Source organism: Arthrobacter sp. AG1021 (genome assembly GCF_003633665.1).
GTDB classification, from domain to species: domain Bacteria; phylum Actinomycetota; class Actinomycetes; order Actinomycetales; family Micrococcaceae; genus Glutamicibacter; species Glutamicibacter soli.
On record NZ_RBLB01000009.1, the window covers coordinates 101,587 to 114,230 of the forward strand.

Below are 12,644 nucleotides of genomic sequence, written 5' to 3' on the forward strand. Positions count from 1 at the left end.
GGCAGTTTTCGCCTGCTTGAATGTCGATAATTCGGCTGGATCCCCGCGAAATCCCATAGTCCAACCCGCGCATCCGACCCTCACCTGACAAGGCGGCACATCGGGGAACCCTGGCCAAGGTTACCGTTTGTGACATCCATCTCAGCTTCCTATAAAGTGTGTCACAGCAAGCAATCCGTCTACATCAACGGACTGCATACTCTTCACTCGCACGAAGGAACTTTTCTATGGATGCCTTGGCCACCACACTTGGTGACATCTCCTCGGTAATTTGGGGACCGTTTGTCCTCATCCCGCTTTTGCTGGGTACCGGTTTATACCTGACCATCCGCCTGGGCGGCCTGCAGCTAGTCAAGCTTGGGGCCTCCCTGCGCTTGGGATTGCTCAAGCGCAAGGACGCGGGAGCCGAAGGCGACATCTCGCAGTTCCAGGCCCTGACCACGGCGCTGGCCGCAACCGTCGGCACCGGCAACATCGTTGGTGTTGCCACCGCCATCGGCATTGGCGGCCCCGGCGCCCTGTTCTGGATGTGGGTCACCGGCCTGCTGGGCATGGCCTCGAAATACTCCGAAGCTTTCCTCGGCGTCCGCTACCGCGGCACCGACGCTGCCGGCGAAAAGTCCGGTGGTCCGCAGTACTATCTTGAACGCGGCATCAAGGGCCCGTTCGGCAAGTTCCTGGCTTTGTTCTTCGCCATTGCGGCAACTCTTGCCTGCTTCGGCATCGGCAACATGACCCAGGGCAACTCGATTTCCGCCAACATGGAAAACTCCTTCAACGTGGCTCCGTGGGTCACCGGCCTGGTCCTGACTGTGCTGGCCATGGCCGTGCTGGTCGGCGGCATCAAGTCCATCGGCAAGGTCACCGCCGGCTTCGTCCCGGTCATGATCATCTTCTACGTTGCCGCAGCGCTGTACATCCTGATCGCCAACGTCGGTGGAATTCCCGCCGCTTTCGCGCAGATCTTCACCGATGCTTTCACCGGCACCTCGGCAGTCGGCGGCTTCGCCGGTTCGGCCATCATCATCGCCGTGCAGTTCGGTGTGGCCCGCGGTATCTTCTCGAACGAGTCGGGCATGGGTTCGGCAGCTATCGCAGCAGCGGCTGCGCAGACCACCCACCCGGTACGCCAAGGCTTGGTCTCCATGACCCAGACCTTCATCGATACCATCATCGTGGTCACCTGCACCGGCCTGGTCATCATCACTACCGGGGTGTGGAACATGACCGATCCGGAAACCGGGGAGCAGATCTCCGCAGCACTGATGACCGGCCAGGCATTCAGCTACGGCTTGCCGGGCCAGTGGGGCCACTGGATCGTGACCCTCGGCCTGGTCATGTTCGCCTTCTCGACCATCCTCGGCTGGTCCTACTACGGTGAGCGCAATATCGAACGCCTCATCGGCCGCCGCGCCGTCATGCCGTTCCGCGTGATCTTCTCGCTGATCGTGTTCGTCGGCTGCACCACCGAGCTGACCGCGGTCTGGAACTTCTCCGACATGATGAATGGCCTGATGGCTCTGCCGAACCTCATCGGCCTGTTGATCATGTCCGGACTCATCGCCCGCGAAACCAAGTGGTACCTCAAGAACGACCCGAAGCTGGAAGCCGACAAGGCCCAGATCGAGGACTTCATGGCAGGCCGCCCAGGCTGGGCCGAGTGGAAGTCCGGCGATGTCGTGGGCTCGTCGCACAAGTACGGCGGCGACGTCCAGGAACCGGATCCAATCCGCTAATTCGAAACGCGGACTCCGTCCCTGCGCCCTCCCTGATTCACGGATCAGGGAGGGCGCTGTTTTATTCTCCGAAACGCAGTCCAACCCAGTCGGCGGCCCAGGCCACCAGCACACCAAAAAGCATCCCTCCCGGCGAGCCGCCGGGAGGGATGCAATGGTGCTGTGTATCAGACGCCTAGGCGTTCCACAGGCCGTAGGAATCGGCCAGATCGGCGATTTTCTGTGCTCGGGCCAGTCGTGGCAGGTAGGAACCGTCGCCCACCGAGGCGCCCGCCGCGTGGGCTTCGAGCAGCTCCATGGCCCAGGACAGCTCGTCCTCGCTCGGTGCAAGCCCTGCGTTGATGCCGTCCACGTGGTCGCGCGAAAGCGACAGCTTTCCGGTCATGCCCATCGATGCGGTCACCAGGGTCTCCTCGGTGACCTTGGCTCCGTCGGAGCCTGCAGGAGGCGGGCCGTCGATGGCGCCAGGCAGCTTGCCCACGCGGGATGCGACCACGAGCTTGCCGCGGGCGTAGGCCAAGGCCAGCGGGTCGTCGGAGACGCCGGTGTCCTTGCGGAAGTCGTTCACGCCGAAGGCCAGGCGGAAGGTGCCGGGAGCCGAGGCAATGGCAGTAGCATTCTCGATGCCGACTGCTGATTCGATCAGCGCCAGCACCGGGGTTCCGGCACGAAGGCGCATCGCGGTGTAGGTGACCTGTTCAGGTTTTTCGGTCATGGCCAGCATGACGCCGCGCAGGCCGGGAGTGGCCGACAGAGCTGCCAAGTCATCGGACCAGTAGTCGGTGTCGATGCCGTTGACACGCACCCAGGCGGTCATGCCGTTGGAAAGCGCGTGGACCACCTTGTCACGGGCTTCTGCCTTCTTGTCATCGGGCACCGCGGCTTCCATGTCGAAGATGACTGAGTCCGCTTCCGAGGCCAGGGCCGGGGCAAAATCTTCGTCCTTGGCCGCATTAACCAATAGCCAGGATCGGGACAACTTTGCCGGGAGAGCCGCTGCTCGACGATTTCGAAATGCCATGATCCAAGACTACTCATTGACCCGTCATCGGCACTAATGAGCTCGAACACAATTAACTCTATTCCCACCTCTGGCATTGCACTTCCCGCGGAAATTCGACTATTGAACGAGATTCGGATGCTGTAATGTCACTCACTGGGCTCGTATGAGCTCGCACCAGTACGACCGGCGTCCCGCGGGGCGATGCACGAAAGGGGCACCACGTGGCGCACGAATCCACGGATACTGCCAGCGAGAACGGACCGGAGCTCCAACGCGCCCTGTCCAACCGACATATCCAGCTGCTTGCGATTGGCGGTGCCATCGGCACCGGCCTGTTCATGGGCTCCGGCAAAACCATCTCAGTGGCCGGCCCATCGGTCATCCTCGTCTACATGATCATCGGCTTCATGCTGTACTTCGTCATGCGGGCCATGGGCGAACTGCTGCTCAGCCGCAGCAGCTACCGCAACTTCTCCGACTTCGCTGGAGACATCCTCGGTCCCTGGGCCGCGTTCTTCACCGGCTGGACCTACTGGTTCTGCTGGATCGTCACCGGCGTGGCCGACGTGATCGTGATGGCCTCGGTCTACGTAACCTTCTGGCTGCCGCTGATCCCGACCTGGATTCCTGCACTGGTTGTCATCGTGGCGCTTATCGCGCTGAACCTCCCCTCGGTGCGGGGATTCGGCGAAACCGAATTCTGGTTCGCGCTGATCAAGATCGCGGCCATCGTGCTGCTGATCGTGATCGGCCTGGTCATGGTGTTCACCGGCTTCGAGCACGACGGCGCCCGGGCTTCCTTCCTTAACCTGTTCAACGTGGGTGGTGGCTTCTTCGGAGGCGGGCTCATGGGCTTCATCATGGGCTTCCAAATCGCGGTCTTCGCGTTCGTGGGCATCGAGCTGGTGGGCACGGCGGCGGCGGAAACCAAGAACCCCGAGCACAACCTCCCCAAGGCCGTTAACGCCATTCCGGTCCGCGTACTGCTGTTCTACGTCGGCTCGCTGGCTGTGCTGATGTCCGTGGTTCCGTGGGACCGCTTCGATGCGGACAACTCCCCGTTCGTGATGCTGTTCTCCCTGGCCGGGTTGGGCGCCGCTGCGCACATCGTCAACATGGTGGTGCTGACCTCTGCCATGTCCTCCGCGAACTCCGGCATCTATTCCACCTCGCGCATGGTGTTCGGCCTGTCCACGGACGGCAACGCCCCCAAGGCGTTCTCCAAGCTGACCAGCCGCCAGGTTCCGCGCAACGCGCTGTTCCTCTCCGGCGTGGTGCTGCTCAGCGCGATCGTCCTGCTGGTCTTCGGACTGGGCGAGTCCAAGGGCTTCACCATCGTCACCACGATTTCCTCGCTGTGCTTCATCTTCGTCTGGAGCATCATCCTGATCAGCTACATCGTCTACCGCAAGCGCCGCCCGCAGGCCCACGACGAGTCGATTTTCAAGGTCCCCGGCGGCACGTTCATGCCGTGGGTAGTTTTGGCCTTCTTCGTGTTCCTGCTGTGGGCCTTCACCCAGGACCCGGACACCCTGTTGGGGATGTACGCGGCCCCGATCTGGTTCGCGCTGGTCGGTCTCGGATACCTGCTGCTGCGCAAGAATCCGAAGCACAAGCAGCTGCGCCGGGACCACGAGGTGCGCATCGCCCAGGAGAAGCGCGATGCAGCCGCCTATCTCGAGGCCAAGGGCTCGCGCTTGTCGCACTAGGCGAGGTGCGCCAGGGACGATCCCCCATACGGAGAGGGCCGTTGGAACCAGTTCTGGTTCCAGCGGCCCTCTCGTTCTTTCGCTGCGGCATGGGCCGCCGAGAGGGCCTTCGACCTCTCACCGAAATATGACTTTCTTTCGTGTAATGAAATTCATTTTCCACTATGCGATTTGCCATGCTGGTACTGTAGCTCGGAAAAATCCCGACGAAGACGCCTCGCCGGATCCGTAAATCCAACGGTCCCCTCAGTGCCCCAACGAAAGATCCAACAGGCTGCTAAAGCTCCGCAGCCAGTGGATTGTTCGTCCTATCGGAGGAAGATATGGAAGCGTCAAACATTCATGCCGTCGCCCGCGATCTGCGCCACGCCACACGCTGCGGCTCACCACTCACGCCTGCCGGATTCGAAGCCCTGGATCTCGAGCTCGCCTGCGAAATCGCTGCCTTGGGCCGCGAACTTGCACTAGCTGACGGCGACCGCGTCGCGGGCTACAAAATCGGCCTGACCGCAGCGTCCGCGCGCGCCTCATACAGGTACGAATCCCCGGTCCACGGATACGTTTTGGAAAGCACGCTGTCGCCCTCCGGTAGTTTCGTCGAGACACAACAGCTCAGCAATCCGATGGTGGAGGCGGAAATCGCGTTCACCATCGGTTCGCCGCTCGACGACCCCGCCACTTCGGTGCAAGACGTCATCGAGGCCACCGAGTCCGTGGCCCCTGCGTTGGAAATCATCGACAGCCGCTGGTCCGGAGGAGCTGCAAGTCTCCCGCTGCTCATCGCCGACAATACGAATGCGGCCGCGGCCGTGGTTGGCGAACCGGTCCGGCTACCTGCCGATATCGCCGACGCGACGAGCCTGCTGACAGTCGGCGGGGCGCAGCATCCCGGCTCCACCGACTCCGTCCTGGGCAACCCGCTCGAATCCGTCGCATGGTTGGCCCGCCACCTCGCAGCGCTGGGTTCGGGATTGAAGCCGGGCGACGTCGTGCTCAGCGGCTCCATGAACGTACCGGTGTCGCTGGGCAATGCTGCCGCAGCGTCCGCCCAAATCAGCAGGCTGGGTACCGTGCATGCCTCATTCCGCTAATCCCGGCTGCAAATCCGGCCGGAGCCCCGGCGAAGAGTCGCTCCGAACAGGAGCGCAGCAACCGAATCCCGGTACTCGCTGCCCGGGCCTGTTCCATTCTGGTAGCGCAGGGCCATCAGTCTCGTAGTGGTAAGCCCAAGCCGTACCCCCGGAGCAGTTCCCGTCCGGCCTCCAGCTTAGTTCTTTCGCGCGGCGAGCACGCTGTACGGAACGTCCTCCCCGACGAAGCTGATCTCCAGCAGCCGGGTCCGCTGCGCGTACCGCGAGTAGGCTGCCGGAATCAGCAGATGGAGGCGGCCGGACACCGTGCTGAAGAACAGCAGGCTGCCATCCTTCCAATTTGCGGTGTGCCCCTGCCCGAACTTCTCGCCGCGCGACAAAACGCTTTCCGAGAAGCCGTTGAGCATCTGCATGGTGTCCTCCGGGCCCATGCCCCGAACCAGGAATTCTGGATGGCCAACCTTGCTCAGCCCAACTGTGTAACCGTAGGATCCGCTGCTTGCATCTGCTTCGACGTAGACAATGGATCTGCCGTATTCCTGGATGTGGCGGTTCGTTTTGGCATTGACTTGTTCCCTGGTCATGCCATTGCACATATCGCACATGTCATTTCCTCTCCGTGTTCAGCGCACCGAAGTGCTGTCGGCAGGGGCGCTATCGAGTGCGTGTTTCGGTCGTACTCCGAACACCCGCAAATCCTCGGCGTCGAGCAATTCATCGTAGATGCGCAGCCCAGCCAAGGGGTCGGTGATGTCCACGACCTCCAGCGAGGGGAAGAACGGCGTCGACGTGATCCCTTCCCGGAAGGCCTTGCCGCGACGGAGCACCTGCTCGATCAGGTGGAGCAGGAAACAGCGCGCGGACTCTTCGCAGTCCGCGGTGACCACGAGTTCCGGATGCCCGTAGCTGCTGAGCCCGATGGAAAATGCCGCGAAGGTCCGGCCGTCGTCGGGAAGGTACGCCACCACCGCGAATCCCGCCTCGTCCAGTTCCCGCGCGATCCTGTACATGAAATCTTCATCGGGTGTGCTGCTTATGAAACTTAAGGTTCCTCCGGACGTTTCCATAAGTGTCCTCCCTAGGTAGTGAGCCGAGATATTCCCAGTCTCAGCGCGCTTCCGGGGGACCAGCGCGGTGCGGTGCGACATGTGGACAACGGATGCCGCCCATTCCGGATCATCGCGGTGAATCCCGCGGCAACGAAAAACGCCGTCCCGAATCGAATGATTCGGAACGGCGAATTCCGGTGGCGGCAGCTCTCCAACTGCCGCCTATGAGCTCCCTCGCAGGGGAATCTTTACAGCGCGCCCGACGCCTTGGCAGCGGCGCCAACGGCTGCAGCAACGGCCGGCATCACACGGTCGTCCAGCGCCGAAGGAATGATGTAGTCGGCGGCCAGGTCGTCGCCGGTCAGTTCGGCGATGGCGTGGGCGGCTGCGACCTTCATTTCCTCGGTGATCTTCTTGGCGCCAGAATCCAGCGCGCCGCGGAAGATGCCCGGGAATGCGAGCACGTTGTTGATCTGGTTCGGGAAGTCGCTGCGGCCGGTGGCGACCACTGCCGCGTACTTGGCGGCGACATCCGGCATGACTTCCGGGGTCGGGTTGGAGAGGGCGAAGATGATCGCGTCCTTGTTCATCTTGGCCAGCGCTTCCTCCGGGAAGGTCGAGGAAGACAGGCCGACCACGACGTCCGCGCCGTCCAGCGCCTCGGCCAGTCCGCCCATCACGTCGTCGCGGTTGGTGCGGGCGGCCAGGTCTGCCTTGAACTGGTTCAGGTCGTTGCGCTCGCGGTGGATGGTGCCGCGCGAGTCGAGCACGATCACGTCGTCGACGCCGGCGGACAGCAGCAGGTTGGTCACGGCGACGCCGGCCGAACCGGCACCGGAGACGACAACCTTCATGGAGCTGATGTCCCGCTTGACCTGGCGTGCTGCACCGATCAGGGCCGCGAGGACCACCACGGCGGTTCCATGCTGGTCATCGTGCATGACCGGAACGTCGAGTTCCTCGATCAGTCGGCGCTCGATCTCGAAGCAGCGTGGGGCGGAGATGTCTTCCAGGTTCACTGCGCCGAAGCTTGGCTGCAGGCGGACGATCGTCTCGACGATTTCGTCGACGTTCTTGGTATCCAGCACCAACGGGATGGAATCCAGGCCGCCGAATTCCTTGAACAGGGCGCTCTTTCCTTCCATAACCGGAAGCGAGGCGGCGGCGCCGATGTCGCCAAGGCCCAGCACCGCGGTGCCGTCGGAGACCACGGCGACCAAGCGGGAGGCCCAGGTGTGGGTGGCGTGTTTTGCCGGATCATCCGCGATGGCCTGCGATACCTTGGCGACACCCGGGGTGTAGGCAATGGACAGATCGCGCTTGGAGGTCAGCGGCATCTTGGACTGGACGCTCAGCTTGCCGCCGAGGTGGGAGTCGAAGATTTCGGTGTCGGTGATGGTGGACAGGTCTTTAGTGGATTCAACAGACATTGAATAGCTCTACTTTCAAGAAAGTTCTGAATGACGAAAACGCAGTACCCACGAAGCTTGTGGAATAGCGTAGGAACGCGCATGACCATTCATCCGACCGCAATGGATCTTGAGGCTGCGCAGTTAAGGCAGGTATCAAGCGTCCATGTGCACAGTTCCCCGAGCGAAGCAGCCTGGTAAGGCGAAGCGTTCCCCCACGGTGTGCCGGAAGATGGCTGGTCAGTACTTTCTTTAGACCTACGATTTCCACCATACGGGAACCGCTGGTCGCTAGACAACCCCCATTCGTCGCATCACCGTCATAAAGTTTCATAATCGGCATCTGGAAGGCCTCGGTCACCAACCGTGCGGCCAGGGCGGTTCTCAGGCAAAATGAGACCTATGGCAACTCCGACTTCCGCGCTGGGCAAGGTGCGCACATTCGAGGCACTCGATGAAAAAACCACCGCGAGGCTGCGCCGCGCGCTGGCCGAATCCAGCGACACGACGGTATTCGTCAACGGCACCGCCCTACAGATCCCGAAGGATGCCCACGACGCGTTGATCGAAGTGCTCTCGCGCTTCGCCGCCGGGGACTCGGTCACCATCGGCACCGCCGAACTGCTGCTGAACACCTCGCAGGCGGCCCAGATGGCGGGGATTTCCAACAGCTATCTTCGCAAGCTCGCGGACTCCGGAATCATTCCGGTGGAATACCGGGGCACGCATCGCCGCATCCGCCCCAGCGCCATCCAGGCTTGGCTCGACTCCCGCGAGAACCCGTCATCCAAGGCGGACTGAAAGGGAAATTGCGGTTTTCGGGGCCCAGGATCTTGCCAAGCACCTGTTTTCCTGTTGGAATACCAAAGTATTCTATTTGAAAACTTTTCTGCGCCACTGAACGTCGCAGACGCCGCGCTCCCGCTACCGTGGGGCCGGCCGATCCAGGAGGACCCATGTCAACCGATCAGCGTTCCATCCAGGACGTGCAGGAAGCGCTCTTCTCCCGGCGCGCCGCCGGAATCAAGCAGTCGGCGGTCCGCGACGTGTTCGAGCTGTCGCTGGATCCTTCGCTGGTTTCGCTGGCCGGCGGCAACCCGTACCTGCAGCTGCTGCCGCTTCAGAAAGTCGGCGAGCTGGCCCAGCGCATCATCGTCGAGCAGGGGCCGGTGGCCCTGCAATACGGCTCCGGTCTGGGAACCCCCGAGCTGCGCGCGCAGATCATCGAAGTCATGGCTGCCGAGGGCATCACGAACGTGGGTATCGAGGACGTGGTGGTCACCAACGGCTCGCAGTCAGCCCAGGACATGGCCTGCAAGGTTTTCTGCGACCCTGGCGACACCGTCCTGTGCGAAGATCCCACCTATGTGGGCGCGCTGAACACCTTCGAGGCCTACCAGGTCAAGGCCCGCCCGGTAGGCACCGATGAGAACGGGCTCATCCCCGACGCGCTGCGCGCCCGCATCGCCGAGCTGCGCACCGCCGGCGAGCGCATCAAGTTCCTCTACACCATTCCGAACTTCAACAACCCCTCGGGAATCACGCTGGCCGCCGAGCGCCGGAGCGAAATCGTCGAGATCTGCCGCGAGGCCGGCATCCTGATCCTCGAGGACAACCCGTACGGCATGCTGCGCTACGAGGGCGAGGCTGCCCCGACGCTGCGCAGTCTGGATGCGCAGAACGTCATCTACATGGGTTCCTTCTCCAAGATCTTCGCCCCGGGCCTGCGCATCGGCTGGGCTGCGGTGCCCACCAACCTGTTCCGCCGCTTCTACCTGGCCGGCGAGGCCGTGGCGCTGTGCCCGCCGACGTTGAACCAGATGATCATCAGCGCCTACTTGGACGAGCATGACTGGAAGGGCCAGATTGCCAAGTACAACGATTTGTATCGTTCGCGCCGCGACGCCATGCTGGCCGCGCTGGGCGAGCATTTGCCGGCGGGGATCACCCATACCCATCCGGAGGGCGGATTCTTCATCTGGCTGACGCTGCCCGAGGGCATCGACACCTACGAGCTACTGCAGCAGGGTGTGAAGGCCGGGGTCATCTTCATTCCGGGGGCGGCGTTCAGCCCTTCGGGAGAGGCCAGCAACAAGCTGCGGCTGGCGTTCTGCTCGGTGGACGAGGAAACCATCGCCGAGGGCGTGCGCCGTCTCTCGCTGCTGCTCGAGCAGGCCATCGCCTCCAAGGGAAGCTAGCCGCCAGCCCTTCTCAGAAAACCCACAGTGCCTCCTGTGATGGGCCATGATCCGTGCGTCTACGGTAGTGAACACGGCAATCAATCCCATGTCACCTGCTTCAAGGAGCGCGCTATGAATCCCCCACCACGCTGGTTCGGACACCGACAGTTGCCCCGGCCCGAAGAAGATCTTGAGGACCAGGGTCTGTCCTTCGACGTCGGCACCCTGATCGAGCGGCGCAAGGTCCTGGCCGGGATGGGAGTGGGCACGCTCGCGTTCGCCCTGGCGGCCTGTTCCCCCACCGGCACCCAGGGTTCCCCTTCCCCGTCCACCGCCGCAGAGATCCCTGACGAGACCGCCGGCCCGTACCCGGGCGACGGGTCCAATGGGCCCGATGTGCTGGAGCAAAGCGGAATCGTCCGCAGCGACATCCGCTCCAGCTTTGGCACCAGCACCACCACGGCTGAGGGCATCCCGATGACCCTTGAACTGAAGATCGTGGACATGGCCAACAACAACCAGCCCTTCGAGGGTGTGGCCGTGTACGTGTGGCACTGCGACCGGTCCGGGGAATACTCCATGTACTCCAGCGGTCTGGAAAATGAGAACTACCTGCGCGGGGTCCAGGTGGCCGATGCCGAGGGTCTGGTGCGCTACACCAGCATCTTCCCTGCATGTTATGCCGGGCGCTGGCCGCACATCCACTTCGAGGTGTACCCGGATACCGGGTCGATTACCGACCACACCACGGCGATCGCCACCTCGCAGGTCGCCTTGCCGCAGGAAACCTGTACCGCGGTGTACGCCACCACCGGCTACGAGCAGTCGGTGAAGAACCTGCAGGGCGTGAGTCTGGACTCGGACAATGTCTTCGGCGATGATTCGGGGGCCACCCAGCTGGCGACCGTCACCGGAGATATAAGCGCCGGCTACACCGTGCGCCTCACGGTCAATGTGGATACGAACACCGAGGCTACCGGCGGAGGAGCCCCGGGAGGCGGCGGTGCTCCAGGCGGCGCAGGGGCCCCAGGCGGCGGAGGGGCCCCAGGAGGCATGCCTACCGGGCGTCCTCCTGCACTGCCCGATGGGCAGCAACCTGGCACCGCCCCGACTGCTTCAGCGCCGGCCGGCTCGTAGCGGCCAAGGGCCGCAATGGCTCGGGCGCAGGGCCCTGTCGGACTCCGGGTTGGGCAGGCGATCGCCCGGACCTAGCTGCGGTTGGGGATGGTGCGCGAACGCCCGCGCATATGGATCAGGTGAGTGGTGTTGCCGTCCTGGTTGTCGCGGGTGACCTCGATGTCGAACAGCCCGATGCGCCCGGCATGGCCCACCAGCTTGGCGGTGGCGGTGATGGTATCCCCGGAGAATCCCGGATTCATGAAGTTCACGTCCACCCCGGAGGCCACGGTGATGGTGCTTGCATCGCTGTGGGGGTCGTTGCAGACCAGGGCGAAGGCGGTATCCGCGAAGGCGACGATCATGCCACCCTGCGCGATGCCGTAGCCGTTGAGCATGTCATCGCGCAGCCGCATCTTGATCACCACGTCGCCGTAGTCAGCGCGCAGCACCTCGGCGCCCAGCCACTGGGCGGACTTGTCGTTGGCGAATGCCGGGTGCTCGTGCGGCGCCACGGCCGCCTTACCTGTGCTCATGCAGGACAGCCTACGCCGTCGCGGCGCAACCGGGCGGCTTGTCAGGCCAGCCGTCCCCCGAAGTCGTCGGCGATGTCCTGCGCGGCCCGGCGCAGGCGCGGCACCAGCTGCTCGGTGATGCTCTGCAGGTCCGCGCGCCCGCGCTGCACCGAAATGTTCAGCGCGCCCAGCAGCTGGTCTCCCCGGTACACCGGCACGGCCAGCCCGCGCAGGCCCTCGTCCAGTTCCTGGTTCACCAGCGACCAGCCCTGCTCCTTCACCCGGGCCAGCTCCGCGCGCAGCTGCTCCAGGTTCGCCACGGTGTGCTCGGTGTAGCGCTGCAGGTCGATCTGCGTCAGGAACTCCTTCTGCTCTGCGTCGCCCAGCTCGGCGATCAGCACACGGCCCATGGAGGTGACCCAGGCAGGAAGCCGGTTGCCGATGGACACGTTCATCGAATACAGCCGCGGCGAGGACACCCGCTCGATGTACAGGATGTCCTGGCCTTCCAAGACGCACAGTGCGGCACTTTCCTCCAGCTCGCGGGCCAGGCTTTCCAGGTGCAAGGTGGCGGCCTTGGGCAGCGTCAGCCCGGAAAGGTAGGAGGCTCCCAGGTCCAGCACGCGCGGGGTCAGGCGGAAGTTCGCCCCGTTGGCTTCCAGGTAGCCCAGGTCGGTGAGGGTCAGCAGGAAGCGGCGGGCGGAGGCGCGGGTCTGTTCGGTGGCGGCGGCGACCTGGCTGACGGTCATCTCCGGGTTTCCGCCGTTGAAGGCGAGCAGGACGGCCAGGGTCTTCTCCGTGGATTTAACAAAGTAGTCCGGCCGCTGCGTCACAGT

The 12,644-nt window shown here is 63.4% G+C and carries 12 protein-coding genes; 6 read left to right on the plus strand and 6 right to left on the minus strand.

The genetic code is table 11. The annotated features are described in order from the left end of the window. Window positions 1–227 precede the first annotated feature (227 nt). Window positions 228–1,736, plus strand: coding sequence for a sodium:alanine symporter family protein (locus DFO58_RS11655; protein WP_120990956.1), 1,509 nt, complete (start codon window positions 228–230; stop codon window positions 1,734–1,736). Window positions 1,737–1,911: 175 nt separating this feature from the next. Here DFO58_RS11655 and DFO58_RS11660 read toward each other — a convergent pair whose 3' ends face one another. Beyond that, entirely contained in the window at window positions 1,912–2,757 is an 846-nt protein-coding gene (locus DFO58_RS11660; RefSeq protein ID WP_047120092.1) for a CoA ester lyase, read from the minus strand. Between the two features lie 203 nt (window positions 2,758–2,960). Here DFO58_RS11660 and DFO58_RS11665 point away from each other — a divergent pair, with 203 nt between their 5' ends. Next, window positions 2,961–4,448 (plus strand): amino acid permease, encoded by a 1,488-nt coding sequence (locus tag DFO58_RS11665; RefSeq protein WP_183043178.1) that lies wholly within the window; start codon window positions 2,961–2,963, stop codon window positions 4,446–4,448. 323 nt (window positions 4,449–4,771) lie between these two features. Beyond that, window positions 4,772–5,539: a fumarylacetoacetate hydrolase family protein gene (locus tag DFO58_RS11670; RefSeq protein ID WP_052772490.1), complete on the plus strand. Its 768-nt coding sequence runs from the start codon at window positions 4,772–4,774 to the stop codon at window positions 5,537–5,539. A 176-nt stretch (window positions 5,540–5,715) separates the two neighbouring features. On the opposite strand, the gene DFO58_RS11675 is transcribed toward DFO58_RS11670, so the two are convergent. From DFO58_RS11675 to DFO58_RS11685, 3 genes are all read right to left on the minus strand, one after another. After that, the gene (locus DFO58_RS11675) at window positions 5,716–6,123 is read right to left on the minus strand and encodes a DUF4262 domain-containing protein (protein WP_183043179.1); all 408 of its coding nucleotides are present in this window, start codon (window positions 6,121–6,123) and stop codon (window positions 5,716–5,718) included. A gap of 39 nt (window positions 6,124–6,162) precedes the next feature. Next, a complete protein-coding gene (locus tag DFO58_RS11680) occupies window positions 6,163–6,606 on the minus strand; it encodes a hypothetical protein (protein ID WP_146955948.1) in 444 nt (147 codons plus the stop codon). A 230-nt stretch (window positions 6,607–6,836) separates the two neighbouring features. Further along, on the minus strand, window positions 6,837–8,018 hold the full coding sequence (locus tag DFO58_RS11685; protein ID WP_053798785.1) for an NADP-dependent malic enzyme: 1,182 nt from the start codon (window positions 8,016–8,018) through the stop codon (window positions 6,837–6,839). Between the two features lie 381 nt (window positions 8,019–8,399). On the opposite strand from DFO58_RS11685, the gene DFO58_RS11690 reads away from it, so the two are divergent. From DFO58_RS11690 to DFO58_RS11700, 3 genes are all read left to right on the plus strand, one after another. Then, on the plus strand, window positions 8,400–8,798 hold the full coding sequence (locus DFO58_RS11690) for a helix-turn-helix domain-containing protein (RefSeq protein ID WP_047120097.1): 399 nt from the start codon (window positions 8,400–8,402) through the stop codon (window positions 8,796–8,798). A gap of 155 nt (window positions 8,799–8,953) precedes the next feature. Beyond that, complete coding sequence (locus DFO58_RS11695) at window positions 8,954–10,195, plus strand: PLP-dependent aminotransferase family protein (protein ID WP_047120098.1); 1,242 nt, start codon at window positions 8,954–8,956, stop codon at window positions 10,193–10,195. A 114-nt stretch (window positions 10,196–10,309) separates the two neighbouring features. Beyond that, on the plus strand, window positions 10,310–11,314 hold the full coding sequence (locus tag DFO58_RS11700) for an intradiol ring-cleavage dioxygenase (RefSeq protein ID WP_120990960.1): 1,005 nt from the start codon (window positions 10,310–10,312) through the stop codon (window positions 11,312–11,314). 71 nt (window positions 11,315–11,385) lie between these two features. Here the strand turns inward: DFO58_RS11700 and DFO58_RS11705 are convergent, their stop codons facing one another. Both DFO58_RS11705 and DFO58_RS11710 read right to left on the minus strand, forming a co-directional pair. Next, window positions 11,386–11,829, minus strand: coding sequence for a hotdog fold thioesterase (locus DFO58_RS11705; RefSeq protein ID WP_053798788.1), 444 nt, complete (start codon window positions 11,827–11,829; stop codon window positions 11,386–11,388). 41 nt (window positions 11,830–11,870) lie between these two features. After that, window positions 11,871–12,641: an IclR family transcriptional regulator C-terminal domain-containing protein gene (locus DFO58_RS11710; protein WP_120990962.1), complete on the minus strand. Its 771-nt coding sequence runs from the start codon at window positions 12,639–12,641 to the stop codon at window positions 11,871–11,873. Between the last annotated feature and the right edge of the window lie 3 nt (window positions 12,642–12,644).

Excerpts from the sequence above, each read along its gene's own strand:
- DFO58_RS11695 (WP_047120098.1), top strand. The coding sequence starts at position 8,954 with ATGTCAACCGATCAGCGTTCCATCCAGGACGTGCAGGAAGCGCTCTTC.
- DFO58_RS11700 (WP_120990960.1), top strand. The coding sequence starts at position 10,310 with ATGAATCCCCCACCACGCTGGTTCGGACACCGACAGTTGCCCCGGCCC.
- DFO58_RS11655 (WP_120990956.1), top strand. The coding sequence starts at position 228 with ATGGATGCCTTGGCCACCACACTTGGTGACATCTCCTCGGTAATTTGG.
- DFO58_RS11670 (WP_052772490.1), top strand. The coding sequence starts at position 4,772 with ATGGAAGCGTCAAACATTCATGCCGTCGCCCGCGATCTGCGCCACGCC.
- DFO58_RS11680 (WP_146955948.1), bottom strand. The coding sequence starts at position 6,606 with ATGGAAACGTCCGGAGGAACCTTAAGTTTCATAAGCAGCACACCCGAT.
- DFO58_RS11685 (WP_053798785.1), bottom strand. The coding sequence starts at position 8,018 with ATGTCTGTTGAATCCACTAAAGACCTGTCCACCATCACCGACACCGAA.
- DFO58_RS11705 (WP_053798788.1), bottom strand. The coding sequence starts at position 11,829 with ATGAGCACAGGTAAGGCGGCCGTGGCGCCGCACGAGCACCCGGCATTC.
- DFO58_RS11690 (WP_047120097.1), top strand. The coding sequence starts at position 8,400 with ATGGCAACTCCGACTTCCGCGCTGGGCAAGGTGCGCACATTCGAGGCA.
- DFO58_RS11675 (WP_183043179.1), bottom strand. The coding sequence starts at position 6,123 with ATGACCAGGGAACAAGTCAATGCCAAAACGAACCGCCACATCCAGGAA.
- DFO58_RS11660 (WP_047120092.1), bottom strand. The coding sequence starts at position 2,757 with ATGGCATTTCGAAATCGTCGAGCAGCGGCTCTCCCGGCAAAGTTGTCC.